Below are 25,437 nucleotides of genomic sequence, written 5' to 3'. Positions count from 1 at the left end.
AAAACCCGGGTGCGGCCCTCATTATATAGGCACACCGCCATGGAAAAGATCCCGATGACCCGCGACGGTCACACCGCGCTCGAAGTTGAACTCAAGCATCTCAAGTCGGTTGAACGTCCCGCCATCATCAAGGCCATCGCCGAAGCGCGCGAACATGGTGACCTGTCGGAAAATGCCGAGTATCATTCCGCCAAGGAAAAGCAGTCTTTCATCGAAGGCCGCATCAAAGAGCTTGAGGGCGTGATCTCGCTCGCGGATGTGATTGATCCCAAGAAACTATCGGGGTCGATCAAGTTCGGGGCCACGGTGACGCTGGTGGATGAAGACACTGACGAAGAGAAGACCTATCAGATCGTTGGCGAGTATGAGGCCAACATCGAAAAGGGCCTTTTGAACATCAAGTCGCCCATCGCCCGCGCGCTGATCGGCAAGGAAGAAGGTGATTCCGTCGAGGTGCGCACCCCCGGGGGGCAAAAGTCCTATGAGGTTCTCAAGATCGTCTACGCTTGAACGGGAAGGCTGACATGGCAGAGCCCGACGCTTCCGCACCCCAAGACCAAGCCCCCCGCGCCCCGCGTGGCGGGAACGGCGCCGCGCGGCCCGCGCAGATCGGTCTCTATGATCGGCCCAAGGGCAGCAGCATCACCGAAATTGAGATCATAGCGGGCGGGCTTTCAGCGCTTTGGCTGCTCGGCACGGCGATCTATTTCACCTTTATCGCCGCAGAGGTGCCAGAGGGCGCGAATGAGGCTGGGCTGCGCGGGTTATTGACCCTGCTGGTCGTCGTTCTTCCCGTGGCGATGATTTGGGTGGCGGCCACTGCGGCGCGTGCAGGGCGGGTCATGCGCGAAGAAAGCCAGCGCCTGCAAGCTGCAATCGACGCCATCCGCCATTCCTATATCTCGCAACAGCAGGGCAACAAGCCTGCAGGCGAGGGTAGCATCGCGCGTAAACTGGATGAATTGACCGCCAGCCTCCGCAAGACCGAAATTGCGCTGGCGGGTCTTCAAGGCCGCGAAGAGCCAGCGCGCCCTGCGGCCCCTGCCCCCGCGCCAACACCCCCTGCCGCCGAAGATCAGCCCACGCTGGCGCTTGGCACACAGGCGGGCGATATGACCCAACCGCTGTCTGCCGAAGATTTCACCCGAGCTTTGAACTTTCCAGAAACGGCTGAAGATAAAGCAGGTTTCGACGCACTGCGCCGCGCGCTAAAAGACCGTTCCGCCGCGCAGCTTGTGCAGGCCGCGCAGGATGTGCTGACCCTGCTGAGCCAAGACGGCATCTATATGGACGACCTGCGCCCCGACCGCGCGCGCCCCGAGGTCTGGCGGCAGTTCGCCAGCGGGGCGCGGGGCCGCACGATTGCGCCTCTGGGCGGCATTCGGGATCGCTCGTCGCTGGCGCTGGCCAATGCGCGGATGCGGCAAGACCCGATCTTCCGCGATGCCGCGCATCACTTCCTGCGCCGCTTTGACCGGACTTTTGCCGAGTTCGAGAAACAGGCCACGGATGAGGAAATCTCAATGCTGGCCGACACCCGCACCGCCCGCGCCTTTATGCTACTGGGCCGCTGCGCGGGCACCTTCGACTGACGCGCGGGCCTTAGCTGGTAAAGCTGCCGTAGGGGATAAAGCGCACGGTGTCGCCCGGCTTGATGTCGCGGGCGGCTTCGTCCAACTCTACCAAGCCTTCTGCCCAGCTTAACCCGCTGATCCGGCCCGATCCTTCGGAGGCAAAGACCTCGGCGCGGCCATCGCGCATCCGCGCGCGCAGGTATTCACGCCGCCCGGCTTTTTTGCGCTTTGCAAACGCCGCAGGCACATCAAAGCCCTGCGGTTCCTGCCAGCCGCCCCCGGCCAAAAGCGCCATGGCGGGCCGCGCGAAAATCAACGAACAGACCATCGCTGCCACCGGATTGCCCGGCAGCCCGAAAACCGGCACGTCTTGCCACATCCCAAGCGCCAAGGGCCGTCCCGGCTTCACCGCGATCCGCCAAAGCTGCATCGCCCCCGCTTCGGTCAGCAGGGCCGAGACGTGGTCTTCGTCCCCTGCCGAGGCGCCGCCGCTGGTGAGGATTACATCGACCCGTGCTGCCGCCGCATCAAGCCGCGCACGCAGCGCGGCGCGGTCGTCGGCCACGCGGCCCAGATCGACCGCCTCATGGCCAAAGTCGGCGGCGAGTTGCAGCAGCATCGGGCGGTTGGCGTCGTAAATCTGCCCGTCGCGTGCCGCCTCTCCCATTTCGACCAATTCGTCGCCGGTTGAGATCACACCGACCTTGAGCCTTTTGCGCAAGGATACCTCCGCCACACCGGCGGCAGCCAGAAGCGCAAGCTCCGCCGGGCCGATGCGCCTGCCCGCGGGGAGGATCACCTCCCCCGCGTGCACATCCTCCCCGGCTTTGCGGGTGTTCGCCCCCTGTTTCACCGGCCCGTGAAACCGCAACATGCCGCCCTCGGCGGTCACGTCCTCTTGCAGGATGACAGTATCCACGCCCTCAGGCAGCGCCGCGCCGGTCAGCACGCGGATCGCTTGCCCCGCAGGCACGGCCCCGGGGCGATCCCCCGCCGCAGCCCGGCCCGGCACCAGCGGAAACTCATGCAACCCTTCGTCGCGCCCACCGGCAAAACCGTAGCCATCGACGGCCGTATTCGGGAGCGGCGGGTTGGCGCGGGTGGCTGTGACGTCTTCGGCCACGATACGCCCCCCGGCATCGGCGGCGGGAAAGGTTTCGGCCCCCGTCACCGGGTGGAGGCGCTCTTTTAACAGCGCCAGCGCCTCATTCACCGGGGTCCAATGCACGCCGGGCGGCAGGGCGAAACAGTCGTTGCGCAGGGGCGGCGGCGCGGTTGTGGTGGGTGCCGCTGCGGTGGCGATCAGCCCCACGTCGCGCAGGATGAAATCGACAATCGCGCAGGTGTCGTTCAGATCAAAAACAGGCCGATCCATCTCAAGCGCCACGTCGCTGGCCACCGCCCGCACCGTCGGGTCATCCGGCGCGATCAGCGCGTTTCCGGTCTCGGCCCGATGCGCTTCGACCTTCGGATGTCCGTCGCGTTTGTAGCCTTCGATCAGCACCAGATCGACCGGCGAAAGCCGCGCCAGATGCGACTCCAGCGGTGGCTCATCGGCCCCGCGCAGCTCATGCATCAAAGCAAAACGCGCGCCCGAGGCCAAGAGCACCTCCCGCGCGCCCGCGATGCGGTGGCGGTGGCTGTCCTTGCCGGGGTGGTCCACGTCGAAAGTGTGATGCGCATGTTTGACAGTCGAGACGGTGAAGCCGCGCCCGGTGATCTCAGAGACCAACCGTTCCATCAATCCGGTCTTGCCTGCATTCTTCCATCCGACGACGCCGTAAACCCTCATGCCATCGCCTCTGCTTTCGCCAAATCCTCGGGCGTGTTCACGTTGAAGAAAGCCGCCTCGTCGGGAAACAGCGCCTCGCGCCCATCGTGCTGTTCGGTCCAGAGCACCACCTTGCGCAGCCCGCCCGCCAAAGCGCTGCGCAGATCGTCGCGCAGCGCCACGGGCCAGAGGCCAAAGGTCGGATGCCGCGCCGTGCCGCGTTTCACGTCCGGCGTCGCGGCCAAGGCGAGCGGATGGGCCATATTATCGGCAGCGAGCAGCAGACGGGGCACCAGATCGCAGGGGAAGAAAGGCGTATCGGCGGCAGCGGTGACGATCGTCTCCGCCCCCTGCGCCGCCGCCCAGTCCAACCCGGCAAGCACGCCCGCGAGCGGCCCGGCGAACCCTTCGATACTGTCCGCCAGCACCGGCAGGCCCAGCTCCGCAAAGCGCGCAGCATCGCCATTGGCGTTGAGCGCGAGTCCTGCCACCTGCGGCTCTAGCCGGTCGATTACCGACGACAGCAACGTACCTTGCCCCAGCGGCAGCAAGCCCTTGTCGCCGCCGCCCATACGGGTCGCCTGCCCGCCCGCCAGAATGACGCCAAGTGGTTGTTTCATGTAGTCAATCCTTCGCGCCCTTGCGCCCGCTTTTGCGCGGTTCCTCGGCCACGCTGGCCGGATCCGCATCGCGGATGAGCCGCGCCTCCCCTGCTAGACAAGTAAATCGCTGCCCGCGCATCCGGCCGATGAGCGTCAGATTCACCTGCTGCGCGATCTCCACCCCCCAAGCGGTGAAGCCCGAGCGCGACGCCAGCACCGGAATGCCCATCATCGCCGTCTTGATCACCATCTCAGAGGTCAGACGCCCGGTGGTATAAAGCACCTTATCCTCGGCCCCGACCCGTTCGGAGAGCATCCAACCCGCAATTTTGTCGACGGCGTTGTGACGGCCCACGTCTTCCATATAAACCAATGGCCGATCACCTTGGCACAGCACGGTGCCGTGGATCGCCCCGGCTTCCAGATAGAGGCTCGGCGTGCGGTTGATCTTGGCCGCCAGCGCATAGAGGTCCGAAGTGCGCACCGGCGTGTCGGGCAAGCGCACATCGGCCAGCCCCTCCATCATATCGCCAAAGACGGTGCCCACAGCGCAGCCGCTGGTGCGGGTTTTGCGCTGCATCTTGTCTTCGTAATCGGTCGCGCGTTTGGTGCGCACGACGACGGTCTCAAGCTCTTCGTCATAGTCGACGCCGGTGATCTCTTCGTCCGGGCGCAGCATCCCCTGATTGCGCAGAAATCCGAGCGCCAGATAGGCCGGGTAATCGCCAATGGTCATGGCGGTCACGATCTCTTGTCGGTTGAGGAATATCGTCAGCGGGCGTTCTTCGACCACATTGATCGCCACCTCCGCGCCGGTGTGATCCACGCCAGAGACATTCCGCGTCAGTCGAACAGCAGTGGGATCGGGGGCGATCAGATAATTGCTAAGTTCATTGTCGCGGGCCAATTGTATCCCCTTCCGGTTAGGTCTAAGCCTTTGACATTATATTTAAGAGTTCGCCATGGCCATCACCACCACCAAATCCGCCTATCGCAAAGGTATCGTTGACGCATTGCCCTTTGTGTTGGTGATTATTCCTTTCGCCTCGCTCTTTGGTCTGCTGGCCACCGAAGCCGGATTGAACGTGTTCGAGACGCTGACCTTCTCTATCGTGGTGATCGCTGGGGCCGCGCAGTTCACGGCGTTGCAACTGCTTCAAGAAGATGTGCCTACGGCGATTGTGCTGGCCTCAGCTTTGGCGGTGAACCTGCGCATGGCAATGTATTCGGCGTCACTCACCCCTTGGATCGGCAGCGCGCCGGTGTGGCAGCGGGCGCTGGCGGCCTATATGACGGTGGATCAATCCTATGTCGCGGCCATGACCCAATATGAACGCGCCCCAGAAATGACCGTGCCACAACGCATGGCCTACTTCTTTGGGACCGTGACCCCGGTGGTGCCGCTTTGGTATATTTTCACGCTTGTCGGCGCGATGGTCGGCTCGAATGTGCCTGACAGTTGGGCGCTGGATTTTGCGATTCCGATCACCTTCCTTGCCATGATCGCGCCGATGTTCCGCACATTAGCCCATGTGGCGGCGGCCCTGGTCGCGGTGATTGTAAGCCTTATTGCGGTTGATGTGCCCTATGCGCTTGGGCTGATCATCGCGGGGCTCGCGGGTATGATTACCGGCGCGCAGGTTGAGGCATGGATGGAACGACGCAAGCCGGGGAGCATGGCACGATGATTGATAAAACCGCACTTTGGACCGTAATCATCGGGCTTGGGGCTGGGAGCTTTTTCCTTCGTTTCGTCTTTACCGGGCTGGTGGGCGACAAGCAGATGCCCGCGTGGCTGTTGCGGCACCTGCGCTATACCGCCGTGGCGATCCTGCCCGCGTTGGTCGCGCCACAGGTGTTATGGCCCTCGGCCACCGATGGGCAATTTGACCTGCCCCGCGTCAGCGCCGCCGTGGTCACGCTGGGCGTAGGGCTGCTAACGAAAAACGTACTCGCCGCGATCCTGTCAGGAGCCGTGGCGCTTTATGGTATGCTGTATTTGGTGGGCTAAGCGCGGGCGCTACTGGCGTGCCAGTTCCGCCGCGCGCAGGGCATCGATCACGTCGCCCTCATCGTCTTCGTAATATTTCGTGGTGGTCACGCCCGGCAAAGCCTCAAACCGCTCTTGCAGTTTGACGGGATAGAAGGTTGATCCAACGTTCTGAAAGCCGGGGATTTCACCAAGGATTCCGCTGGTGGCACTGGCACAAAAAGCACCGGGTACGGCACCGTGGGACGTAACCAATTGCAGCGCCCGTTCGGCCACAGCAGGGGGTACTTGAATTTCTTGGGTAACAACGTGAAAGGTACTGCGCGCATGGGCCGATTTATAGGCCTGCAACCAGCCCGGCGTCACACCGTAAAGCACATCGCCCCGTTCGACCAAACGCGTATCGCGAAACGATCCGGCTGGGTCAAAGATCACGCGCTGCGACCCATTCACCATCAGCGCGGTATGACCGCCACTGCCCGTGCGGTTGTTCACCATGGTCATCAATGTCAGCGAAGGCGGCTCGGGCGAGCGATAGGCGGCACGCGCGACGACGTCGGGCGGGCTATCGGGGCTTTGATCCACCGAACAGCCAGCCAACACGCCTACAAGCGCGATCGCAGTCAAGAGAGATTTCAAAGGCTTATCCTCTTGAACAAGAGTGTGGGACGATTAACCAGCAAAGAGCGCCAGCAGAACCAAGATCGCAAGGATGACGACGACGCTGCGTGTCACGAAGGTCATGAACCCGTCAAAGGTCTTTTCCTGAGCATCGTAATCCATGCTACCGTGTTCATGTTCAGCCATTTTCGTCTCCCTAGGAAAATCTGTTCGCGGTGATTAACCTATATAATTCTTCCTGTCACGGGGGGATAACAATCTGAATACCATACTAGCAATAGGCGGAACTGCGCGTTATAGGGGAATCTCATAGACACCTGCACGCCTAACATTCTTGCAAATTCAAGTTTCTTCTAGGTCAGCGACCAATCGGAACCCAATCCTCTTTGGTTCGGCATCAGGGACCTTCTTTGGCAGCGCGCGCAACATCACATTTAATTGTCCCACATGTTGCACCAACTGCGCCCGCGCGCCTGCTGGATCGACGCCGTAGAATGTAATGATGTCCGGGTCGAAATACCCCATTCCTTCGATCCGAAGCACACCTGCATCGCCCCCGGCGAAGCCGATCGCCGCCTCGTGATCGTTGTCGAGTTTTTCTTCAAAGTTCTTGAGATAGAGCACCACCCGCTCATAGGCCCATTGGGCCGGAGATTTCTGCTTTACCGATTTGTCTGTGACCGACTTAGGCAGCGGCTGATCGCCTGATTTGGGCTGATCCGGGTCCGTATGCACCTCATGCATGCGTGGCAATGCCGCAGCTTCATAGGCCTCGGCCGCTGTTTTCACCTCATCACCCATCGCTCACCCCTTGCGCTGATACACCCATGCGCCGTCGGCCTCGCGCAACTCGCGCGTGGCGTCTCCGGCTTGGTAAAGGTGGCTTAGATGGGCGACGGCTTCAACCAGTGCGAGGCCATATTCCGCCTCGCCGATGTTGCGCTTGAACAGCGACGCAAAACATTCGGATGCTGATTTCGGCGTGTCGATATAGGCCAGCAGTCGACGCAACGCCGAGTGATGATTTTCAATCAACTGTTTCAGGCGCGTCGGCAGACCGGTGAAGGGCAGTTTATGCCCGCCCAGCACCAGATGATCCTCGCGCGCCAATGGAAGAAGACGCTCGCAGGATTCAAGCCACTCCCCAATCGGATCGGCCATCGGCTCGGTCGGGTAGACGCCGATATTGGGGCTGATGGAGGGCAGGATTTGATCGCCCGCAATCACCAGATTGTCGTCCCGGCTCCAGAATGTTGCATGTTCGGGTGCATGGCCATTGCCGATATGCACCTCCCAATCGCGCCCACCCATGCGGATCACATCGTTCTGGCGGATACGGGTAAAGCCCAGCGGCATCGGTGCCACCACGTCAGAAAAGTTAAAGGGCCGCTCACTGGCGCGTTTGTCATAAAGCTCGGCCGCCATGCCCGCCTTGCGGTAGAACGACAGAGATTCGGCGAGCGGCTCCTCTTGAACATCCAACGTCAGCATCCGCGCGGTCAGCCACGCGGTGCGGGTAGTGACCAGTTCCGCACCGAATTCGCTTTGCAGCCAGCCCGCAAGGCCCACATGATCTGGGTGATGATGGGTCACGACCACACGGGAAATCGGCTTGCCGCCCAGTGGGCCTGCCATCAACCCACGCCAAAGCTCTTTGCCCCGGCGCGAGGCAAAGCCCGTGTCGATCACTGTCCAACTGTCGCCTTCGTCCAGCGCATAAACATTGACGTGATCCAGCTTCATCGGCAGCGGCAGGCGGAACCACAGGACCCCCGGTGCCACCTCAATCGGCTCCCCTTCGGCGGGCGGCACGTCCCAAGGATAGCGCAGCCCTTGGGACGGTTTCGGTGGCGTGACGGGGATGGTGGCCTGCTCTGACATCAGCGGCTCAAGTCTTCGACGCCAAGCGCATAAAGGTCTTCGGCCCCCGCCTGTGCATGGGCCAGCAGACCCTGATGCTCTGGCAACAAACGCTGGATATAGAAACGCGCCAGTTTTTCACGCGCACCGCTGCCGCCTGCGGCTTTCTCGGCCATCGCGGCTTGCAGATGCAGATGCCCGCCCAGCACGCGGGCAAAGGCGCGCAGGTACGGGACGGCACCGGCGAAGCGCTGGTTCATGTCCTTTTGCGCCAACATCCATTCGGTCGCCTCGCGCAGGGTCTCGCTGGCCTGCCAGACGGCATCGGCCATGCGCGGGAACGGGTCGCGTGCGGTCTCGGCATCGGCCTCGATCTCGTCCAGCAGCCGGTTCGCCGCCTCGCCGCCATCCATCATTTTGCGGCCCACAAGGTCCATCGCCTGAATGCCGTTGGTGCCCTCGTAGATCGCTGTGACACGCACATCGCGGCTGAACTGCGCGGCGCCGGTTTCCTCGATAAAGCCCATGCCGCCATGCACCTGCACACCCATTTCGGCGACGCTCATGCCAGTGTCAGTCCCAAATGCCTTGGTGATCGGCGTTAGGAATGCCGCCCGCGCCGCCCATTCGTCGCCCTGCCCGGCGCGCGCCATGTCGCTGGCATAGGCACAGCTCAGCGCGATGGCGCGAGAGGCAAAGATATCGGCCTTCATGCTCAGCAGCATCCGCCGGACATCAGCATGATCGACAATGGTTCCAGTGCCACCCTCAACAGGCGACCGGCCCTGCTTGCGCTCCAGCGCATAATCCAACGCCAGTTGATAGGCCCCTTCGGCCGCGCCGATACCTTGCTCACCAACACCCAGCCGCGCGTTGTTCATCATGGTAAACATCGCCGCCATGCCGCCACCTTCGCGGCCAACGATCCAGCCGGTCGCGTTGTCATATTGCATCACAGCGGTGGGCGAGCCGTGCAGGCCCATTTTGTGCTCAAGGCTGACAACGCTCACACCATTGCGCTGGCCCGGCTCCCCATTCTCATCGGGCATGAACTTTGGCACGAGGAACAGGCTGATCCCCTTGGTCCCGGCAGGCGCACCCGGCAGGCGGGCAAGAACCAGATGGCAGACATTGCCCGCGAAATCATTGTCGCCCCAAGAGATGTAAATCTTCTGACCTGAAACCGCATAGGTGCCGTCGCCATTGTCTTCGGCCCGGCTGCTGAGCGCGCCCACGTCCGAACCCGCCTGCGGCTCGGTCAGGTTCATCGTGCCGGTCCATTCACCCGAGATCAGCTTGGGCAGGTAGAGGTTTTTGATCGCATCGCTCGCGTGGTGCTCCAACGCTTCGATCTGACCTTGGCTCATTAAAGGGGCAAGTTGTAGCGACAGGCAAGCGCCGCTCATCATCTCGTTGACCGCGCTAGTCAGGGTCATCGGCAGGCCCATGCCGCCGAACTCAGGGTCCGCCGACATGCCAATCCAACCGCCCTCAGCGATGGCGGCGAAACCTTCGGCAAAGCCCGGAGATGTCCGCACAACACCGTTTTCCAATTTTGCAGGGTGCAGATCACCGCCACGTTGCAGGGGAGCCAGCACATCATCACAAAGACGCCCGGCCTCCGACAAGATCGCGCTGGTCACGTCATCCGTGGCCTCCGCGTAGCGGTCTGTGGCACGGAGCGCTGCGAAATCCAGCACATTCTCGATCAGAAAACGGTAATCATCTACGGCGGCGCGGTACGGCATATCATATCCTCCTGAAAGGCGCGCTTGATCTGGCAAGCCTGACATGGCCTTGTTAAAGGCGGGTTGGCGTTGCCGCCAGCATGAAATGCCCGGCCGCTGCCCGCAACCCAAACGCGGCGTCACTGGATGCCGCGTATCCGACAGGCCCAGATCCGGTGACACGCCCATGCCCGACATCATGACAGAGACACTGACCCCCACGCCCCAAGGCATCGCCCGTGCGGCCCATTTGCTGCAAGACGGTGCGCTGGTCGCCCTGCCGACCGAAACGGTCTACGGCCTTGGCGCAGATGCGCGCAATGGCGAAGCGGTGGCGGGCATCTACGCCGCCAAGGGGCGGCCCAACTTTAACCCGCTGATCGTGCATTTGCCAGACGTTGAAACCGCCAAACGCTATGTTGAGTGGACCGAGGAAGCCGACCGACTGGCACAAGCCTTCTGGCCCGGCGCGCTGACCTTGGTATTGCCACTGAAACCTGACAGCGGGCTGTCGTCACTGGTGACAGCCGGCCTGCCCAGCCTTGCAGTACGTGTGCCAGCGCATCCGGTAATGCGGCAGGTTTTGCAGGCGCTTGACGGCCCTGTTGCCGCCCCCTCGGCCAATCCATCCGGCAAAATCAGCGCCACTACGGCGGCGCATGTCATGGCAGGGCTTGCGGGTAAAATCGCGGCGGTGATGGACGACGGTGCCTGCGCTGTAGGCGTGGAAAGCACCATTGTCGGCCTCACTGGCCCCCGCCCTGCCCTTTTGCGTGCGGGCGGCGTACCGGGCGAGGCGCTCGAAGCGACGCTTGGCAGAGAGCTGGACATAGTCGACGGAGCAGAGATCATCGCGCCGGGGCAACTGGCCTCACATTACGCGCCCGGCGCAGCGGTGCGGTTGAATGTAGGGCAAGCGACAGAGGGCGAAGTGCTGCTCGGTTTCGGACAGATGGACTGCGACCTCAATCTCTCCCCTTCCGGCGATTTGACTGAGGCGGCGGCAAACCTATTTGACCACCTTCATCAATTGGACGCGACCGGGCGACCCATTGCCGTGGCACCGATCCCCGATCATGGGTTGGGCCGCGCGATCAACGACCGTCTGGCCCGCGCCGCCGCACCCCGCTGAGCGTTTCAGGCATGGCCAGCCGAGGCCGACAACCCTAGCGGATCAATGCCCAGCGTTTTAAGCGCCGCGCCCCATTTCTCACCATCTGGTAGATCAAAGATGACTTCGGGCGAGGCCTCACAGGTTAACCAACCGTTCTGGGCGATCTCGCCCTCCAACTGGCCCGGCCCCCAACCCGCATAGCCCAGCATCAGCTGGGCACGCTCGGGGCCTTTGCCTGTGGCGATATCTTCTAGGATGTCGCGGGTAGCGGTCAGGGCAATGCCATCGCCCACCCGCAGGGTCTCAATGGCAGAGCGGTATTCGTCAGAGTGCAGCACAAAACCGCGCCCCGTCTCAACCGGACCGCCGAAATGCACCGCCAGTGTTTTCGCATGTGGCGGCGGCGTATCGTCAACCAGTTGGTCCAACACATCCGATAGGCGCAACTCCGGCGCGGGTTTATTGACCATCAATCCCATAGCGCCCTGTTCGGAATGCGCCGAAATATAGATCACGGAATGGGCAAAACGCGTGTCCCCCATGCCCGGCATCGCGACCAGCAGCTTGCCCGTCAGTTCCATTGTCTGACCCGTCAACGCCCACCTCCTAAAGGTAACCTTTCTTTGAACATGGCCGCTTGCGCCCCACAAAACAAGAGAGGCAGCGCACCGCCAGCCGCATCGGCGAAACATGGATGATGCAAATGTGACTTGGCAGGCGCGGATGGATACCGCATCAAGGCCGCATGAATATATCGCGCCTCTTCTCCGCCGTTCTTTCCTGCCTAGCCCTTGCCCTGCCCGCCGTGGCGCAGGACGGGGTTGGCACACCTTTACAGGGCGATCTTCTTACCGGTTGGCAGCAAGCCGACGGTCGGCGGGTGGCGGCGGTTCGGCTGCGCATGGCACCGGGCTGGAAGACCTATTGGCGCAGCCCCGGTGACGCAGGCATCCCGCCAGAGTTCGATTGGTCCGGCTCGAACAACCTCCGCGATGTACAGATCACATGGCCCGCGCCCAAAGTCTTTGACCAAGGCGGGGTAAGCTCCATCGGATATGCGCGCGAAGTGATCCTGCCGCTGACCATCACACCGCGCCGCCCCGGTGCGCCGATAACCTTGGATGCCAGCATTGACCTTGGCGTGTGCAGCGACGTCTGCGTGCCGCAGACCCTGCACCTCAGCGCCGTGCTTGATGGGCCCGAAAACAAACCCACCCCCGCCATTGCTGCGGCTCTCGCCGCGCGGCCCTATTCGGGGCCCGAAGCGGGGTTGAAAAGCGCCCGATGCAGCCTGCGCCCCACGGCACAAGGCCTCGCGATTGAAACTCAGCTGAGCCTGCCCTCTGCCGGAGGCAAGGAAACCGTGGTAATCGAGCCCGGCAATCCCAATGTTTGGATGAGCCAGACCATAAGCAACCGTGCTGGCAATACCCTCGTTGCCACGGGCGAGATGATTGCCGAAGGCGGTACCGCGCTGGCGCTTGACCGCTCTGCCATTCGGATCACCGTGATTGGCCAGAAACACAGCGTTGAAATCATCGGCTGCACCCCAAGCTAAGCGTCGCAGCCGTTACTTGCGGCGCTGATGCTCATCCAAGCGCGGCATGATCTCGACGAAATTACAGGGCATGTGACGGTAGTCCAACTGTTTGAGCAAGATGCCATCCCACGCATCTTTACATGCCCCCGGGCTGCCCGGCAGCGCAAATAGATATGTCCCCTGCGCCACGCCGCCCGTCGCACGGCTTTGCACGGCGCTGGTGCCGATCTTCTCCATTGAGATCATGGTGAAGACCGTGCCGAAAGCGTCGATCTCTTTCTCATAGACATCGCGGTGCGCCTCGACGGTCACGTCGCGCCCCGTGAGGCCGGTGCCGCCGGTGCTAATCACCACGTCGATCTCGGGATCGGCACACCAATCGCGCAGTTGCGCCGCGATGGCGGGGCGGTCGTCGGTCACGATCTCGCGCGCGGCCAGCAGATGGCCCGCCGCTTCGATACGCGCGACCAGCACATCGCCCGAGCGGTCTTCGGCCAAACTGCGACTGTCCGAGACGGTCAACACGGCGATTCTCACGGGGATGAACTCCCGGCTGTCGTCGATCCTGCTCATGTCCGCTCCATCATTGCCAAACGCGCGGCCAGTGCCACGAAAATACCGCTGCTGATCCAGCCGAGCACACGCCCGCCCCCAGCCAGCCGCCGCCCGATGCCAGCGGCAAATACCCCAACCGCGCCGTTGATGACAAAACCGCCCAAAGCCAGCACCGCGCCAAAGGTTAAGAACTGCGCCAAGACCGGCCCAGCCTCGGGCACTACGAATTGCGGCAGAAAGGCCAGCACGAAAAGGATCACCTTGGGGTTGGTCAAATTGACGATGAACCCGGTGTTAAACGCCCGCCAGCCGCCCATACCGGGCGTCGTGTCGCGCGGCTTTCCAGCCTGTCGCAACGTCTGCACCGCAAGCCACAACAGATAGGCCACGCCAAGCCAGCGGATCAGATCAAGCGCCCAAGGCAGCGCCGCCACAAGCGCCCCAAGGCCAAGCCCCGCCAGCGTCACATGCACCAAAGCGCCCGCTGAAATCCCCGCACTCGCCGCCAATGCGGTACGCGGTCCAGACCGCAGCCCCTGCCCAAGGCAGAACATCATATCCGCCCCCGGTGTCAGGTTCAGCGCGAGGGCGGCAGGCACAAAGGCCAGAAGGGTCAGCGCATCAACCATCGCGCAGCTTGGCCTGAAGGCTTAGCAAATCGGCCCAAGCCTCGCGTTTGGCGGCCGGATTGCGCAGCAAGGCGGCAGGGTGAACCATCGGCAGGCAGGCCACGTCTGCCGCCTTGGTCCATGTGCCGCGCAACCGCATGATGCTGCGTTTTTCCAATAGCGATTGGCAAGACCAATTGCCGAACAGCACCAACACTTTTGGTTTGGCCAATGCGATGTGCCGCTGCACGAAGGGGCGCATCATGGCAATTTCATCGGGTTTTGGATCACGGTTCTGCGGTGTGCGCCACGGCAGGATATTCGACAGATAGACGTTGCGATCACGCCCCATATCAATTGCCGCCAACATCCGATCAAGCATTTGCCCCGTGCGCCCGACAAAGGGTTTGCCTGCACGGTCTTCTTCGCGGTCTGGCACCTCGCCCAATATCATAACCGGCGCGCCCGGCACCCCGTCAGAGAACACCATGTTCCGCGCGCCTTTGTGCAACTCGCAATGCTCGAACTTCTGCAACGCGGTGCGCAACTCTTCTATGGTTTGTGCGCCCGCCGCCGCACGTGTGGCCAAAGCCACCGGATCGGGCTTGGCCTCGGGCCGCAGGGGTTGCGGCCCTTTCGCGGGCGCTTTCGCCTTGGGCGGGCTTGCGGGCACCTCATAGCGGTTGACCGGCGCGTCGCAAATCGCCTCGGTCGCGCCAAGCTCAACCTGCCACGCCAGCATCTCTGACGCCTGATGATAATCGAATGATTCCATGGCGGCAGCTTACGCTCTGCGCGCGGGGGACGAAATGCCCTATCGCTGCGCTTTACCTGCCAAGCCGCCCGCGCCTATAAGGCGGCAACAGCAGAAGGGATCGCCACCATGTCATTCGCCCATCGCCACCTGCTTGGCATCGAACAACTCTCGCAGTCCGACATCACCACGCTGCTGGATCTGGCCGACACATATGCCGATCGCAACCGCCAGCCGAACAAGCATTCGGACGCGCTGCGCGGGCTGACGCAGATCAACATGTTCTTTGAGAACTCCACCCGCACGCAGGCGAGTTTCGAGATCGCGGGCAAGCGCCTTGGCGCGGATGTGATGAACATGGCGATGCAAGCCAGCTCGATCAAAAAGGGCGAGACGCTGATCGATACGGCGATGACACTGAACGCGATGCATCCTGATCTATTGGTCGTGCGTCACCCGCAATCGGGCGCGGTGGATCTGCTGGCGCAAAAGGTGAACTGCGCCGTGCTGAACGCGGGCGACGGGCGGCACGAGCATCCCACGCAGGCGCTGCTCGACGCGCTGACCATCCGCCGCGCCAAGGGGCGGCTGCACCGCCTCAGCATCGCGATCTGTGGCGACATCGCGCATAGCCGCGTGGCGCGGTCGAACATCCTGCTGCTGGGCAAGATGGAGAACCGCATCCGCCTTGTCGGCCCGCCGACGTTGATGCCCTCCCAGATCGACCAATTCGGCGTCGAGGTCTTTGACGACATGAAAAAGGGTCTCGAAGGTGTCGACGTGGTGATGATGCTGCGGCTCCAGAAAGAGCGGATGGACGGCGGCTTCATCCCGTCTGAGCGCGAGTATTATCACCGCTATGGGCTGGACGCCGAAAAGCTCGCCCATGCCAGCCCCGATGCCATCGTCATGCACCCCGGCCCGATGAACCGCGGGGTTGAAATTGACGGCACGCTGGCCGATGACATCAACCGCTCGGTGATCCAGGATCAGGTAGAGATGGGCGTCGCCGTGCGCATGGCCGCGATGGACCTGCTGGCGCGCAACCACATCGCCGCTCAGCCCGGCGCGGCCTGAGCGGAACCCCAAAGGGCCAAGCGGCGTTTTCCTGAGAATAGTTGAAGGAAGCCGTCATGCCCCATACAGAAGTCGCCCCACAAGAAGCCGGCAAGGTCCGGGTCTTTGCCCTCTCGCTCTCTGATGCCGAAGCCCGCGCGATGCGCGATGATGAGACGGCCCAAGCAGCGGCCCTTGGAATTGAGCGGATCGACGGCGCCTATACCGAAGTGTTTCGGGTTGCCGACCTCGATCAACTGGGGCTTCCGGGCTATCTGCGCGATGGTAATGGTGTGAACCCCAACCAGATCGAAAAAGACCGCAGCAGGCTGGGCGCGTTGGATGGTTGGGTATTGATCGTTTATTCCCGCGCCTTTGCTGGCCAATCGCTGCAACTGTCTCCGATCCCGGCGCTGACCCATATCGGCACCTATACCGAAGGTGGCCCCGATACGCCCGTTCAAGCGATGGAAGCCGAGGCCGCACAGCCCTATACCGGTATCCCCCGTGTGTCCCCACCTAAGCCTGCCAAGGGCAGCGGTGGCAAGACGATGGTGATCGTCGGGGTTGCGGTGTTGGTACTGATTGTTATCTGGTGGCTGTTGGCCTAAGCGCGAAAATCGCTGGCGCCCTGGGCGCCGGCGCGGTACATTCGCCTTATGCAAGAACCTGAACACGATCCTAAAATGTCTGGCCGCATCGCCATGGTCGCGCTGCTGGTCGCTTTTGGCGTGGTCGGAATGATGATTTGGATTGGCGGTTAAGGGTCGAACCTGCCTGAGAAACCTGCGGAAACCGCTTGGTTCGGGGGGCGATTTGGGGCATGACAGCGGCGCATCCGCTTTCGTATCAAAGGCTCGCCCATGACCCAGCATTTCACCAACCTGCGCCTTCTTGACCCTCAGGCCGGCACACTTGCGCCTGCTTCGGTTCTGGTCCGCAACGGAGTGATCGCCGAGGTTTTAAAGGGGGACACCACTGCGCCCGAAGGCGCGGAAGTGGTCGATTGTGGCGGTCATATCCTCGCCCCCGGTATTGTCGATATTGGCGTGAAAGTTTGCGAACCGGGCGAGCGGCATAAGGAAAGCTACCGCTCTGCCGGGCTGGCCGCGGCGGCGGGTGGGGTGACCACGATGGTCACGCGCCCCGACACCGATCCGGCCATCGACAGCCCCGAAACGCTCGAATTCGTCACCCGCCGCGCTAATGAGGCGGCGCCTGTGAATGTGGTCCCGATGGCCGCGCTCACCAAAGGCCGCGAGGGGCGCGAAATGACCGAGATTGGCTTCCTGATGGACGCCGGTGCCGCCGCCTTTACCGATTGCGACCGCGTGGTGACGGATACCAAGGTCTTCTCCCGCGCACTCACCTATGCACGCAGCCTCGGCGCGCTCGTCATCGCGCATCCGCAGGATCCGGGGCTGAGCAAGGGGGCTGCTGTCACCTCTGGCAAATTCGCCTCGCTACGCGGCCTGCCTGCGGTGTCGCCTATGGCCGAGCGCATGGGGCTGGACCGCGACATTGCCCTGATCGAGATGACCGGCGCGCGGTATCATGCGGATCAGATCACCACCGCCCGCGCCCTGCCCGCGCTGGAACGCGCCAAGCGCAACGGGCTCGACATTAGCGCGGGCGTGGGCATCCACCATCTCACGCTGAACGCACTGGATGTGGCCGATTATCGGACCTTCTTTAAGGTGAAACCGCCGCTACGGGACGAGGAGGATCGCATCGCCGTGGTCGAAGCCGTCGCAAGTGGGCTGATCGATATCATCTGCTCCATGCACACCCCACAGGACGAAGAAAGCAAACGCCTGCCCTTTGAGGAAGCCGCCAGCGGCGCGGTAGGATTGGAAACACTGCTGCCCGCCGCCCTGCGGCTGGTCCATGCCGAGATGATGGACCTGCCGACGCTCTGGCGTGCGCTGTCACTGAACCCGGCGAAACGGCTCGGCCTGCCCGGTGGGCGGATCGCGGTGGGTGCACCTGCGGATATGGTATTGTTCAACCCCGATGCCCCTTTTGTGTTGGACCGTTCCAAACTGCGGTCAAAATCCCGCAACACGCCCTTTGACGGGATGCGGATGCAGGGTAAGGTCATGGCAACTTATGTAGCAGGCTCCTGCGTTTACGAGGCGAATTGATGCCCCCTATCGATACTTCTATTGAAATGATCCTCTTTTGGGCGTTGGCGGGCTACGTCATCGGCTCTATCGCCTTTGGCATGCTACTGGCGCGGCTGATGGGGCTGGGCAACCTGCGCGATATCGGGTCGGGCAACATCGGCGCGACTAATGTTCTACGCACCGGCAACAAAAAGGCTGCGGCGCTGACGCTTTTGCTGGACGGGGCCAAGGGGGCCGTGGCAGTGCTGGTGGCCCGGGTCTTTGCGGGCGAAGATGCCGCGCAGGCGGCGGCGCTCGGCGCGATGATCGGCCATTGCTATCCGGTCTGGCTTGGCTTTCGTGGCGGCAAGGGCGTGGCGACCTTTTTGGGCCTCATGCTGGCGCTGGCATGGCCTGTCGGGCTGGCATGCTGCGCGGTCTGGTTGATGACGGCGGCAGTCTCGCGCATCTCGTCCCTGTCGGCACTGGCTGCGGCGGCAAGCTCGACCTTTTTGCTGGTGTTCCTCGGCTATGGGGAAATGCTGCTTTTGGGCATCGCCCTGACGCTGCTGATCTTTTGGCGGCACCGCGACAACATCCGCCGCATTCAGGCAGGTACGGAATCGCGGATCGGTCAGAAGGGCTGACACCGCCCGAAGGCGGCATCAGCCTCTTCACGCTTTAGTAGGAATATTCGGCGTAGATACGGCTTAGGTCGCCGTTCCAATCGCCGTGATAATCCGCCAGCAGATCATCCGCAGGCACGCGACCTGTCTCGATACTGTCGCGCAGGGCGTTAAGGAAATGCGTCTCATCCGGTACCAGCCCGCCTGCGCCGGGACGCGCGCGGGCTTTCAGCCCTGCCTCTGACAGGGCCACCGCCTCGCGTGCCAGATCATGCATTCTGAGCCCGCCAACCTCGGCCTGAAGGCCGTGGGTCGAAGCCGCGATGCGCAGTTCTTCGCGGGTGTCGGCATCCCAATCCTTTACCAAATCCCACGCACCATCCAGCGCGGATTGGTCATACATCAAACCAACCCAAAACGCCGGCAGCGCGCAGAGACGCCGCCACGGGCCACCATCGGCACCGCGCATCTCGATGAACTTTTTCACCCGCGCCTCGGGGAAAAGGGTCGTCAGATGGTCGGCCCAATCGCTGAGCGTTGGCTTTTCGCCGGGCAGCGCAGGCAGCTCACCTTTAAGGAAATCGCGGAAGGACTGGCCAAGCGCGTCAATATATTTACCATCGCGGTAGACAAAATACATCGGCACATCGAGCGCATATTGCACCCAAGCCTCAAACCCGAAACTTTCGTCAAAGACGAAAGGCACCATTCCGGTGCGGGCATCATCCAAATTACGCCAAACCAAACCGCGGGTGGATTTCACGCCGTTGGGCTTGCCATCAAGGAAGGGTGAATTGGCGAAAAGCGCGTTGGCGATCGGCTGCATCGCCACGGCGACGCGCATCTTTTGCACCATGTCGGCTTCACTCGCGAAATCGAGGTTGACCTGAACGGTGCAAGTGCGACGCATCATGGTGGTGCCCATGGTGCCGACCTTTTGCATATAGCTATCCATGAGCTTGTAACGGCCCTTGGGCATCAGATCCATTTGCTCATGCGACCATTCGGGTGCTGCCCCCAGACCGATGAAGCCCACGCCGATCTCATCGGCCACGTCTTTCACTTCGCGCAGGTGGGTGTTCACCTCATCGCAAGTCTCGTGAATGGTTTCAACAGGTGCGCCCGACAGTTCCAACTGACCGCCCGGCTCAAGACTGATGTTTGCGCCATCCTTTTCCAAGCCGATCAGCTTGCCACCCTCTTCGACCGGGGCCCAATTGTGACGGTCGCGCAGCCCTTCCAACATCACCCGGATCGAGCGGTCCCCCTCATAGGGGAGCGGTTTGAGCGTATCTTTGCAGTAGCCGAACTTCTCGTGCTCGGTGCCAATACGCCAATCTTCGCGCGGCTTGCAACCGTCGGCCAGATACTGCGCCATTTGGTCGTGATGTTCGATCGGGCCGCCGCCGGATTGAGGAATGGACATTTGCGAGGGCTCCGTTTTGAAGGGTCGTCTTGGGGTGTCGACTTGACGTCGTGTCTAGCAGGGATGGGCGGATTTGCCGGGGCTGTCAATGCAGCAAGACATGCGCCGGGCGCAGGGGTGCGCGCTCCCAGATCACAACGGCGTCATGGCGGGTCTTGCGCAGTTCAAAGAGCATCCGTTCCGTGCGCAAGCCGGGAAGCGCTGCAAAAGCGTCAAACAGCGCCTCAGAACCAGCGGCATTCACCGGGATCAGCAAAGGGGCTTCGTCATCGCGCGGTTCTAGACGCCAATGGGCAGGAAACATCTGCCGATCAAGGCTAAGCCGCTGCAATTCGCGCATTGATACCGTGCCGCCGGTGAGCGGGCCGAAATAGGTGATTTGCCCCTCGACCACCTGCACCGCACCGGCGCCGTCCCCTTCGCCGCGAAAGCGCGCGCGTTGCACACCAAGCCAGATCAGCGCCGCACCACCCGCTAGGGCAGCATATCCCGGCACCGCCAGTAAAAATCCCGGTCCGGCCACCAGCCAGAGACCGAAGAGCATCAGCACACCGCCGATGATCGCCTCGCGCCAACGCCAAAGCTGGTCACGCGCGCCTTGGCGCAGAAAACTCATCGGGCCACCTTCTGCATCACCAATCTCCCAAAGCTTGCTGCCATATGGTCATCGCCGCCACCGCCGCCGTATCAGCCCGCAGAATGCGCGGCCCCAGCGTCACCGCATGGGCGTGGTCGAACCCATGCAACCGCTTGCGCTCAGCATCGGAAAAGCCCCCTTCGGGACCGATCAGGATCGCCCATGGCCCTGTTGCACCTGCTGGCAACGCACCGTTTTCCCCGGCCAAAGCCTCGTCACAGAACATGATCTGGCGCGTACTGTCCCATTGGTCCAACAGCCGCCCCAGCTTCGCGGCTTCGGCCACCTCGGGCACATAGGTACCGCCGCATTGCTCTGCCGCTTCAACCGCATGAGCCTGAAGGCGGGTCTGCTGCACGCGACCTGCGTTGGTGAAGTCGGTCATCACCGGGACGATACGCGACGCGCCCATCTCGGCGGCTTTTTCGACAATGAAGTCGGTGCGGGTTTTTTTGATCGGCGCGAAAAGCAGCCACAGGTCAGGAGGCATCTGCAAAGGTTTGCTCTGCTCGACACAGCTTAAAACCCCGCCGCGTTTGCCCGCCTCGGCGACCTCGGCCAGCCATTCACCATCACGCCCGTTGAACAGCAACACCCCGGCCCCGACCGAAAGCCGCATCACCCCAAAAAGGTAATGCGCTTGCTCGCGCGCCAAAGGAACCGTTTGCCCCTGCCCCAAGGGCTGATCTACATACAATCTGATTTTCGCATTCATGGGGCCAGATATATGCACAACCAGCCGCCTTCGCCAGATGCTCCGCAAGATGGTTCGGTTGCCGATGCTGTGACCGACAATTGGGTCGACCGCCACGCCCCTGCCGGGCTGCGCCCCTATCTGCGGCTGAGCCGCGCGGATCGACCCATTGGCACATGGCTGTTGCTGCTGCCCTGCTGGTGGGGGCTGAGCCTTGCGATCCTGTTCGACCAATCGCCGCGGTGGGAAGATTTTTGGATTTTCGCAGGCTGCGGCATCGGCGCCTTTCTGATGCGAGGGGCGGGCTGCACGTGGAACGACATCACCGACCGCAACATCGACGGCAAGGTCGCCCGCACCCGCTCACGGCCCATCCCCTCGGGCGCGGTATCGGTGAAACAGGCGCTGGCCTGGATGGTGGGGCAAATGCTGCTGGCACTGCTGATCCTGCTTTCCTTCAACCAAGCGGCCATTGCCATGGGCGTGCTGGCGCTGTTGCCGGTGGCCGTCTATCCCTTTGCAAAGCGTTTCACATGGTGGCCGCAGGTCTTTCTGGGGCTCGCCTTTAACTGGGGCGCAATGCTGGCGTGGACGGCGCACGCTGGCACACTGCACGCCCCTGCGATCGTGCTCTACTGCGCCGGGATCGCATGGACGCTGTTCTATGACACGATCTATGCCCATCAGGATGCCGAAGATGACGCGCTGATCGGCGTGAAATCCACCGCACGGCTGTTTGGGGAAAACTCCGGCAAATGGCTGCGGCGTTTCCTGATGGCGACTGTCGGCCTGATGGGGATCGCCGTGATCTATGCTGGGCTGCCGCAAGCTTCGGTGCTGGCGCTGGCCATCGCGCTCGGCGGGCCTTGGGCGATGGGCTGGCATATGGCGTGGCAATTGCGTGGGCTGGATACCAAGGACAACGCCAAGCTCTTGCAGCTCTTTCGCGCCAACCGCGATACCGGCATGATCCCGCTGTTGTTTTTCGTGGCAAGTCTTCTGGCCTGATTGCACCCCCGGCAGGACGCGCGTATCAAGTCTTGAGCTTAACAACCAGAAGGCCGCCCATGCGCCTGTCCGCCATTTTCATGATCGCCCTGACCTTTGCAGCCGCAGCGGTGGTCTCTTTGGTGGCGGCAAGCTTTTCGGTACAACTGATCGAAGATACTTCCGAAATCGGTGTGCGCGACGCGCTGGATGATCAGGGCATGACCTGGGCCGAGGTGCAGGCTGATGGCTTGCAAGTCACCCTTGCCGGGATTGCACCGACCGAAGCTGTCCGTTTTCGTGCCCTGTCAACCGCAGGCACCGTGGTCGACGCCGCCCGTGTGATCGACGAGATGGAGGTTGAGGCCCAGTCCGGCATCGCGCCGCCGCGTTTCTCGGCCGAAGTGCTGCGCAATGATGCGGGCATTTCCATCATCGGGCTGATCCCCACCAGTACAGACCGCGATGAGGTAATCGAAGCCTTTGGTGATATGGCGGGCGACGCGACGGTCACCGATCTTTTGGAGTCCGCTAATTACCCTGCCCCTGATGGCTGGGAAGACGCGTTGAACTTTGCTGTGCGCGCCATGGCAGACCTTCCCCGCGCCAAGGCCTCTGTCAACGCAGGGCGTGTGACCATCACCGCCATTGCCGACAGCCCCGAAGCGAAAGCGCGGATGGAGCGCAAACTGCAACGCGCCGCCCCATCCAGCCTGCGCCTAAGGCTCGACATCGCCGCACCGCGCCCGGTCATCACCCCCTTTACCCTGCGGTTTGAGATTGACGCCGACGGCGCGCGTTTCGATGCCTGCTCTGCCGATACTGAGACCACCGCCGCCCGCATCCTAAAAGCGGGCACCGCTGTGGGCGCGTCTGAAAGCGCCAATTGTACCGTGGGTCTTGGCGTGCCAAGCCCGAACTGGGGCCGCGCCGTGGCGCTGGCGATCGACGCGCTGAACCGGATGGGCCAAGGATCGATCTCTTTCGCCGACGCCGACATTACCCTCCTTGCTGCGCCCGGCACTGATTCCGATAGCTTTGACCGTGTTGTGGGTGAGCTTGAGAACGCGCTCCCGGATGTTTTTGCGCTGACCGCGAAACTGCCCAAAGTCGAAGACCCCGACGCGGGCCCACCCGAATTCACCGCGACACTCTCCCCCGAGGGGCAGGTCCAGTTGCGCGGGCGGCTCAGCACCGAAGGGCTGCGCGATCTGGCTGACAGCTACGCAAAATCACACTTCGGCTCTGCCAATGTCTATACCGCCGCCCGTCTGGACGAGAACCTACCTGCGGGCTGGGCCACGCGTGTTCTAACCGGGCTAGAGGCAATGGCATCGCTGGTCAATGGCTCTGTCACCGTAACGCCCGACCGGCTTGAGGTTACTGGCAATACCGGTAGCAAAGAGGCCAACACCACCGTCGCCTCCTTGCTTGCGGACAAGCTGGGCGAAAGTGCCGATTACAGCATCGATATCACCTATCAAGAAAAGCTCGACCCAATCGCGGGCCTACCCACGCCTGGGGAATGCGAGGCCGAAATCGGAGAGATCCTGAAAATTGGTAAGATTACCTTTGAGCCGGGCAACGCCACGATTGATGCATCGGCCCTTGGCACGATGGATGATATCGCCGAAATTCTGAAACGCTGCGGGGACATTCCGCTGGAAATCCAAGGCTACACCGACAGCCAAGGCCGCGAATCGATGAACCAGTCACTCTCGCAAAGCCGCGCGGAATCCGTATTGAACGAGTTGCGCGCCCGCCGGGTGCTGACCTCTTCCTTCGTGGCAAAGGGCTATGGCGAGGAAAACCCCATTGCCGACAACCAGACCGAAGAAGGCCGCGAAGCCAACCGCCGCATCGAATTCAGCCTGATTCAGCCCGAGGCGGAAACTCCCGAAGACGAAACAGCGCTGGAATCTGCCGATGAAACGGGCGATACCACCGCAGAAGAGATCGGAGAATCCGACGAAACCGAAGAAGGCAGCGGTGATGAGCAGAACTGAGTTTGTCTTGGCAACGGCCATCATTCTTTTCGTGGCATTCTGCATGGGGTGGTTCGCCAACTGGCTGCTAAACCGCTTTACCCGTGTAGCCGCCGACGATGTGGCCCAGCTTGACCGGATGAGCCAAGAACTCCACGAAGCCGAAGAAACCCGCGATCAGGCGATCACCTATCTGCAACAGCGCGAAGCCGAACTGACCAACCAATTGGCTCAGACTGAGGCAGAGTTGCGCGCGGCGATGGACGGGCTGCGCGATGCGCGCCACGAAGCCGAAGAAATGCGCGCCTATATCGAGCGTCAGAACACCTGACCCCAAGCTCCGGAGGCCGACAATGGCAAAACTCGCCCATTCCATGATCCGCGTCTTTGATGAGTCGGCATCGGTAAAGTTTTACGAAGATGTCTTTGGCCTGAAGGTCGCCGACCGGCTGGATTTTGACAGCTTTACCCTGATCTACCTGCGCGACGCGACAGGTGATTTTGAGTTTGAATTGACCGTCAACAAAGACCGCGAAACACCATATGACTTAGGCGACGGCTATGGTCATATCGCCTTTGTCGTGGATGACCTAGAAGCCGCACGTAAAACCGCGCTGCAATTCGGCGCCCACCCGCGTGAGATTGTCGATTTCCGCCCTGCCGGGGACACTGTTGCAAAGTTCTTTTTCGTGGCAGACCCCGATGGTTATCAGATCGAAGTCATCGAAAAAGGCGGGCGCTTCGCCTAACTGGCGGGTTTACCAACGCTCTAACGCGGCCTCATCGTCGTCCTTGGCCGCCACCCAAGCCTCACCCTCTGTGGTGATCTCGCGCTTCCAGAATGGCGCGCGTGATTTAAGGTAATCCATCAAAAATTCAGCCGCCTCAAATGCGCTGCGGCGATGCCGCGCGGCGCTGGCAACCATCATGATCTGATCACCCGGAACCAGCCGCCCATAGCGGTGGATCACCAATGCGTCTTGCAACTCGAACCGTGCGACCGCCTGCTGCGCAATCTCGTGCAGCGCTTTTTCAGTCATGCCGGGGTAATGTTCGATCTCCATCGCGCTCAGCGTGCCTGCATCATTGTCGCGCACCACGCCCGTAAAGGTCACAATCGCCCCGCTGCGCCCCTCGCCTTTGGCGAAACGCGCGGTTTCCTCGGCCAGATCAAAGGGTTCTTCCTGCACCAATACGCGCATCGG

At 62.0% G+C, this 25,437-nt stretch carries 30 protein-coding genes; 14 read left to right on the top strand and 16 right to left on the bottom strand.

The window, feature by feature from the left end; all coding sequences use genetic code 11:
* Positions 1-39: 39 nt before the first annotated feature.
* Together greA and DSM110093_RS03495 are read left to right on the top strand one after the other, a co-directional pair.
* Positions 40-510 carry a transcription elongation factor GreA gene (gene greA, locus DSM110093_RS03500; RefSeq protein WP_093927031.1) on the top strand — a complete coding sequence of 157 codons (471 nt, stop codon included), beginning with the start codon at positions 40-42 and terminating at the stop codon, positions 508-510.
* A 14-nt stretch (positions 511-524) separates the two neighbouring features.
* On the top strand, positions 525-1,592 hold the full coding sequence (locus tag DSM110093_RS03495; protein ID WP_243266707.1) for a hypothetical protein: 1,068 nt from the start codon (positions 525-527) through the stop codon (positions 1,590-1,592).
* A 10-nt stretch (positions 1,593-1,602) separates the two neighbouring features.
* Here DSM110093_RS03495 and DSM110093_RS03490 read toward each other — a convergent pair whose 3' ends face one another.
* The 3 genes from DSM110093_RS03490 to DSM110093_RS03480 are packed head-to-tail and all read right to left on the bottom strand — an operon-like array spanning position 1,603 to position 4,860.
* Positions 1,603-3,366: a bifunctional molybdopterin-guanine dinucleotide biosynthesis adaptor protein MobB/molybdopterin molybdotransferase MoeA gene (locus DSM110093_RS03490; RefSeq protein WP_243266706.1), complete on the bottom strand. Its 1,764-nt coding sequence runs from the start codon at positions 3,364-3,366 to the stop codon at positions 1,603-1,605.
* Entirely contained in the window at positions 3,363-3,965 is a 603-nt protein-coding gene (gene mobA, locus DSM110093_RS03485; protein ID WP_243266705.1) for a molybdenum cofactor guanylyltransferase MobA, read from the bottom strand. The genes DSM110093_RS03490 and mobA overlap by 4 nt, the downstream gene beginning before the upstream one ends.
* 4 nt (positions 3,966-3,969) lie before the next feature.
* Positions 3,970-4,860, bottom strand: a complete 891-nt coding sequence (locus tag DSM110093_RS03480; protein WP_243267664.1) for a formate dehydrogenase accessory sulfurtransferase FdhD — start codon at positions 4,858-4,860, stop codon at positions 3,970-3,972.
* Positions 4,861-4,909: 49 nt separating this feature from the next.
* On the opposite strand from DSM110093_RS03480, the gene DSM110093_RS03475 reads away from it, so the two are divergent.
* Together DSM110093_RS03475 and DSM110093_RS03470 are read left to right on the top strand one after the other, a co-directional pair.
* On the top strand, positions 4,910-5,635 hold the full coding sequence (locus DSM110093_RS03475) for an AzlC family ABC transporter permease (RefSeq protein WP_243266704.1): 726 nt from the start codon (positions 4,910-4,912) through the stop codon (positions 5,633-5,635).
* Complete coding sequence (locus DSM110093_RS03470) at positions 5,632-5,958, top strand: AzlD domain-containing protein (RefSeq protein ID WP_243266703.1); 327 nt, start codon at positions 5,632-5,634, stop codon at positions 5,956-5,958. Before DSM110093_RS03475 ends, DSM110093_RS03470 begins: the two co-directional genes overlap by 4 nt.
* A gap of 9 nt (positions 5,959-5,967) precedes the next feature.
* On the opposite strand, the gene DSM110093_RS03465 is transcribed toward DSM110093_RS03470, so the two are convergent.
* The 5 genes from DSM110093_RS03465 to DSM110093_RS03445 all read right to left on the bottom strand — a co-directional run bounded on the left by DSM110093_RS03465 (position 5,968) and on the right by DSM110093_RS03445 (position 10,166).
* Positions 5,968-6,576, bottom strand: coding sequence for a hypothetical protein (locus tag DSM110093_RS03465; protein WP_243266702.1), 609 nt, complete (start codon positions 6,574-6,576; stop codon positions 5,968-5,970).
* A gap of 33 nt (positions 6,577-6,609) precedes the next feature.
* The gene (locus DSM110093_RS03460) at positions 6,610-6,744 is read right to left on the bottom strand and encodes an aa3-type cytochrome c oxidase subunit IV (RefSeq protein ID WP_093927039.1); all 135 of its coding nucleotides are present in this window, start codon (positions 6,742-6,744) and stop codon (positions 6,610-6,612) included.
* A 156-nt stretch (positions 6,745-6,900) separates the two neighbouring features.
* Positions 6,901-7,359 carry a DUF6173 family protein gene (locus tag DSM110093_RS03455; protein ID WP_243266701.1) on the bottom strand — a complete coding sequence of 153 codons (459 nt, stop codon included), beginning with the start codon at positions 7,357-7,359 and terminating at the stop codon, positions 6,901-6,903.
* Positions 7,360-7,362: 3 nt separating this feature from the next.
* Positions 7,363-8,439: an MBL fold metallo-hydrolase gene (locus tag DSM110093_RS03450; protein WP_243266700.1), complete on the bottom strand. Its 1,077-nt coding sequence runs from the start codon at positions 8,437-8,439 to the stop codon at positions 7,363-7,365.
* Positions 8,439-10,166: an acyl-CoA dehydrogenase gene (locus tag DSM110093_RS03445; RefSeq protein ID WP_243266699.1), complete on the bottom strand. Its 1,728-nt coding sequence runs from the start codon at positions 10,164-10,166 to the stop codon at positions 8,439-8,441. The genes DSM110093_RS03450 and DSM110093_RS03445 overlap by 1 nt, the downstream gene beginning before the upstream one ends.
* 178 nt (positions 10,167-10,344) lie before the next feature.
* Here DSM110093_RS03445 and DSM110093_RS03440 point away from each other — a divergent pair, with 178 nt between their 5' ends.
* A complete protein-coding gene (locus tag DSM110093_RS03440; RefSeq protein WP_243267663.1) occupies positions 10,345-11,277 on the top strand; it encodes an L-threonylcarbamoyladenylate synthase in 933 nt (310 codons plus the stop codon).
* 5 nt (positions 11,278-11,282) lie between these two features.
* Here the strand turns inward: DSM110093_RS03440 and DSM110093_RS03435 are convergent, their stop codons facing one another.
* On the bottom strand, positions 11,283-11,840 hold the full coding sequence (locus tag DSM110093_RS03435) for a YqgE/AlgH family protein (RefSeq protein WP_243267662.1): 558 nt from the start codon (positions 11,838-11,840) through the stop codon (positions 11,283-11,285).
* Positions 11,841-12,004: 164 nt separating this feature from the next.
* Between DSM110093_RS03435 and DSM110093_RS03430 the strand changes: the two genes are divergently transcribed.
* On the top strand, positions 12,005-12,817 hold the full coding sequence (locus DSM110093_RS03430; RefSeq protein ID WP_243266698.1) for a protein-disulfide reductase DsbD domain-containing protein: 813 nt from the start codon (positions 12,005-12,007) through the stop codon (positions 12,815-12,817).
* 12 nt (positions 12,818-12,829) lie between these two features.
* On the opposite strand, the gene moaB is transcribed toward DSM110093_RS03430, so the two are convergent.
* The 3 genes from moaB to DSM110093_RS03415 are packed head-to-tail and all read right to left on the bottom strand — an operon-like array spanning position 12,830 to position 14,737.
* A complete protein-coding gene (gene moaB / locus DSM110093_RS03425) occupies positions 12,830-13,372 on the bottom strand; it encodes a molybdenum cofactor biosynthesis protein B (protein WP_243266697.1) in 543 nt (180 codons plus the stop codon).
* A complete protein-coding gene (locus DSM110093_RS03420; protein WP_243266696.1) occupies positions 13,369-13,983 on the bottom strand; it encodes a LysE family translocator in 615 nt (204 codons plus the stop codon). Before DSM110093_RS03420 ends, moaB begins: the two co-directional genes overlap by 4 nt.
* Positions 13,976-14,737 (bottom strand): uracil-DNA glycosylase, encoded by a 762-nt coding sequence (locus tag DSM110093_RS03415; RefSeq protein ID WP_243266695.1) that lies wholly within the window; start codon positions 14,735-14,737, stop codon positions 13,976-13,978. The genes DSM110093_RS03420 and DSM110093_RS03415 overlap by 8 nt, the downstream gene beginning before the upstream one ends.
* Before the next feature lie 108 nt (positions 14,738-14,845).
* On the opposite strand from DSM110093_RS03415, the gene DSM110093_RS03410 reads away from it, so the two are divergent.
* From DSM110093_RS03410 to plsY, 4 genes are all read left to right on the top strand, one after another.
* The gene (locus DSM110093_RS03410) at positions 14,846-15,793 is read left to right on the top strand and encodes an aspartate carbamoyltransferase catalytic subunit (protein ID WP_067265620.1); all 948 of its coding nucleotides are present in this window, start codon (positions 14,846-14,848) and stop codon (positions 15,791-15,793) included.
* 56 nt (positions 15,794-15,849) lie between these two features.
* Positions 15,850-16,383, top strand: coding sequence for a hypothetical protein (locus DSM110093_RS03405; protein ID WP_243266694.1), 534 nt, complete (start codon positions 15,850-15,852; stop codon positions 16,381-16,383).
* Positions 16,384-16,635: 252 nt separating this feature from the next.
* Positions 16,636-17,916, top strand: a complete 1,281-nt coding sequence (gene pyrC / locus DSM110093_RS03400) for a dihydroorotase (protein ID WP_243266693.1) — start codon at positions 16,636-16,638, stop codon at positions 17,914-17,916.
* Positions 17,916-18,524, top strand: a complete 609-nt coding sequence (gene plsY / locus DSM110093_RS03395) for a glycerol-3-phosphate 1-O-acyltransferase PlsY (protein ID WP_243266692.1) — start codon at positions 17,916-17,918, stop codon at positions 18,522-18,524. Before pyrC ends, plsY begins: the two co-directional genes overlap by 1 nt.
* Positions 18,525-18,558: 34 nt before the next feature.
* Here plsY and DSM110093_RS03390 read toward each other — a convergent pair whose 3' ends face one another.
* The 3 genes from DSM110093_RS03390 to DSM110093_RS03380 form a co-directional block, all read right to left on the bottom strand.
* The gene (locus tag DSM110093_RS03390) at positions 18,559-19,929 is read right to left on the bottom strand and encodes a glutamate--cysteine ligase (RefSeq protein WP_243266691.1); all 1,371 of its coding nucleotides are present in this window, start codon (positions 19,927-19,929) and stop codon (positions 18,559-18,561) included.
* Positions 19,930-20,014: 85 nt separating this feature from the next.
* Positions 20,015-20,545 (bottom strand): hypothetical protein, encoded by a 531-nt coding sequence (locus tag DSM110093_RS03385; protein ID WP_243266690.1) that lies wholly within the window; start codon positions 20,543-20,545, stop codon positions 20,015-20,017.
* Positions 20,546-20,561: 16 nt separating this feature from the next.
* Positions 20,562-21,281 carry a 16S rRNA (uracil(1498)-N(3))-methyltransferase gene (locus DSM110093_RS03380; protein ID WP_243266689.1) on the bottom strand — a complete coding sequence of 240 codons (720 nt, stop codon included), beginning with the start codon at positions 21,279-21,281 and terminating at the stop codon, positions 20,562-20,564.
* Positions 21,282-21,293: 12 nt separating this feature from the next.
* Here DSM110093_RS03380 and ubiA point away from each other — a divergent pair, with 12 nt between their 5' ends.
* The 4 genes from ubiA to DSM110093_RS03360 are packed head-to-tail and all read left to right on the top strand — an operon-like array spanning position 21,294 to position 24,981.
* Positions 21,294-22,268: a 4-hydroxybenzoate octaprenyltransferase gene (ubiA, locus tag DSM110093_RS03375; protein ID WP_243266688.1), complete on the top strand. Its 975-nt coding sequence runs from the start codon at positions 21,294-21,296 to the stop codon at positions 22,266-22,268.
* A gap of 59 nt (positions 22,269-22,327) precedes the next feature.
* On the top strand, positions 22,328-24,253 hold the full coding sequence (locus DSM110093_RS03370; RefSeq protein WP_243266687.1) for an OmpA family protein: 1,926 nt from the start codon (positions 22,328-22,330) through the stop codon (positions 24,251-24,253).
* On the top strand, positions 24,240-24,563 hold the full coding sequence (locus DSM110093_RS03365) for a hypothetical protein (RefSeq protein WP_243266686.1): 324 nt from the start codon (positions 24,240-24,242) through the stop codon (positions 24,561-24,563). The genes DSM110093_RS03370 and DSM110093_RS03365 overlap by 14 nt, the downstream gene beginning before the upstream one ends.
* A gap of 22 nt (positions 24,564-24,585) precedes the next feature.
* On the top strand, positions 24,586-24,981 hold the full coding sequence (locus DSM110093_RS03360; RefSeq protein ID WP_243266685.1) for a VOC family protein: 396 nt from the start codon (positions 24,586-24,588) through the stop codon (positions 24,979-24,981).
* Positions 24,982-24,990: 9 nt separating this feature from the next.
* Here DSM110093_RS03360 and DSM110093_RS03355 read toward each other — a convergent pair whose 3' ends face one another.
* Entirely contained in the window at positions 24,991-25,434 is a 444-nt protein-coding gene (locus tag DSM110093_RS03355; RefSeq protein ID WP_243266684.1) for a molybdenum cofactor biosynthesis protein MoaE, read from the bottom strand.
* Positions 25,435-25,437 lie beyond the last annotated feature (3 nt).

Source organism: Sulfitobacter sp. DSM 110093 (genome assembly GCF_022788715.1).
GTDB lineage: Bacteria > Pseudomonadota > Alphaproteobacteria > Rhodobacterales > Rhodobacteraceae > Sulfitobacter.
Note: the sequence above shows the minus strand (reverse complement) of the source record. Positions and strands in the feature narration are given on the sequence as shown.